At 36.4% G+C, this 2,251-nt stretch carries 2 protein-coding genes; one reads left to right on the top strand and one right to left on the bottom strand.

Annotated elements, in window-relative coordinates; translation table 11 throughout:
- Positions 1–605 (top strand): 3-coathanger stack domain-containing protein (locus EGI24_RS14340; protein ID WP_310586092.1); only part of this gene is annotated, 605 nt, incomplete at its 5' end.
- On the opposite strand, the gene EGI24_RS14335 is transcribed toward EGI24_RS14340, so the two are convergent.
- Positions 602–1,798 carry a TlpA disulfide reductase family protein gene (locus tag EGI24_RS14335; protein ID WP_255049147.1) on the bottom strand — a complete coding sequence of 399 codons (1,197 nt, stop codon included), beginning with the start codon at positions 1,796–1,798 and terminating at the stop codon, positions 602–604. The two genes, EGI24_RS14340 and EGI24_RS14335, sit on opposite strands and share 4 nt — an antisense overlap.
- Positions 1,799–2,251 lie beyond the last annotated feature (453 nt).

The raw sequence follows: 2,251 nt of genomic DNA, 5'->3' as shown, positions 1-2,251 counted from the left end.
CAGCCAATGGTAATTACGGAATTAATAGCTCTACAGGTTTCGGGGGTTCAATAACTAACAACCTTAGCAATACGATTCTATTTTATAATAATAATTATATATTATCAAATGGAGCTGTAACCAATCTTATTTCAAATAGTTTGGTGCAAAGTGTTACTGGCGGTTTAAATAATTTAAATGGTACTATCGTGGTACCACATTTTAGAAACCCTGTGCTTTTTTCGGTAGTGACTGATGGAGGAGATTATCGCCTTAAATGGTGTAGCCTTGCCATCAATGCTGGCACCAACACAGGCATCAGCCCTTTAGATTTAGACCTTAAACGTAGAAATTTCGAAAACATAGCTGACATAGGAGCGTATGAGTTTTTGGGCAATATGCCTTCGCAAGTCAATAACAGCACTATCACAGGTACCATAGACTCCCCGACTTACACCGGAGGAGCGATACAGACCATAACTAGCGATGCCAAAATCCAAGCACCCGGAGGAGCCATAGATTTCAAAGCACCAAACAGTATTACCTTAAATCCAGGCTTCGAGGCAAGAGGAGTCGGGAACTATTTTCAGGCACAGATTGGTGCGAATGAAACTTGTGTGAATTAAGACTCCTTCTCCAACTTCTCCACAAACCTTGTAAACTCTTCCACAAACTTATTATAATATTCGCCAGTACCTGGGCCGCTAAAGCCTGTATGTATTTGGCGGACAACACCCTTTTTGTCAATAATGATGGTAGTAGGGAAACTGATGATTTTGTTCAACATCGGCAGTTTGTCTGAAGCGTCGGCTTTGTCGTTTTTGCCAGCTAAGAGTATGGGATAAGTAACGCCAAATCTTGTTTTAAGTCTTTGTATTTTAGGATTTACAAAAGCAGGCTCCAAGGATTTTTCGAAAGCTAGTCCAATTATTTCGACTGAAGGATTTTTCTTTTTGAAATCGGCCAAGAAACGGGTCTCATCCATACAGTTTGGACACCACGAGCCTAATATTTGGACTATGGTAACGCTGTTTTTGTATCGCTCATCTTTGATAGAAATCTTTTTACCAGTTTCGTCAGGAAAACTGAAGTCTATACTTGTGAAACCCGGTTTTAAGTAAGTCAGGCTGTTGGCATCTGGCAAAGCTGCTTGGTCATTTTTTATACCCGACCATTTTTCTGTTCCTTTCAAACTATAGCAAAATGTGCCTCCCGTTAGGCTATCTCCAATTATTTTAGCAGTGAACAAAAATGTATGATTTCCATCAAAACAAGTCAGTTTCAGACTATCACCTACCACGTTTCCATCCAGGTAGCGATAGTCTCCAGTTGTAGTGAGAAATGTACCTTTTACTTTATTATCTTTTTGTTCGAAAATACCCACTGCTTCATAGGTACTTTTTCCATCATCAAAAATTATTGAATATTTATTTGCCAAAGATGCGTTCGATTTGCCATTCTCAAATCTAAATTCTTGTCCAAACTTTGCCGTAAAAGCTCCTTCTCTGTTGTCTAAATTGGCCATTTTTTTACGAAATATCCCATTCATGGTTTCTCCTTCCACTTTTGCAATTATTTCAGCATCAAAGAGTTCCATCTTCAAATGCAAGGAGTCATTTTCAAAATATAAAGTATCAAATGCCAATTTTTCATCTGCATTTATAGCAAAGGCTCGGTTTTTTTCTACTTGAATATGAAATGGCAAAACGCCAGCAATAGTAGGCACTTCAGCTCGCCAAAGACCAGTTTTTAGCTCAGGTTTGCTTTTACAAGAGAATAACAGCGAGACACTCGCAAGTAGAATTAATAATTTTTTCATCAATGATTTTCTTTGGTTTACAAAGAAATGCAGAAAACTCGAAAAATGCTTACTTATCGCAAAAAAGGAAGTACGTTTTTTTTTACATGAAGAAGATGAAGATTTTAAGAAAATGAAGTTCTTAATGCTCTTCATTTATTAATTCCTTCATGTTAGAATTCGCTATCCAATTTAACATGAAGAGGATGAAGATTTTAAGAAAATGAAGTTCTTAATGCTCTTCATTTATTAATTCCTTCATGTTAGAATTCGCTATCCAATTTAACATGAAGAGGATGAAGATTTTAAGAAAATGAAGTTCTTAATGCTCTTCATTTCTTAATTCCTTCATGTTAGAATTCGCTATCCAATTTAACATGAAGAGGATGAAGATTTTAAGAAAATGAAGTTCTTAATGCTCTTCATTTCTTAATTCCTTCATGTTAGAATTCGCTATCCAATTTAACATAAAGA

Origin of the sequence: Lacihabitans sp. CS3-21 (assembly GCF_024343675.1) — a bacterium.
Lineage (GTDB): Bacteria > Bacteroidota > Bacteroidia > Cytophagales > Spirosomataceae > Leadbetterella.
Note: the sequence above shows the minus strand (reverse complement) of the source record. Positions and strands in the feature narration are given on the sequence as shown.

Coding starts and splice junctions, on each gene's coding strand:
- EGI24_RS14335 (WP_255049147.1), bottom strand. CDS start 1,798: ATGAAAAAATTATTAATTCTACTTGCGAGTGTCTCGCTGTTATTCTCT.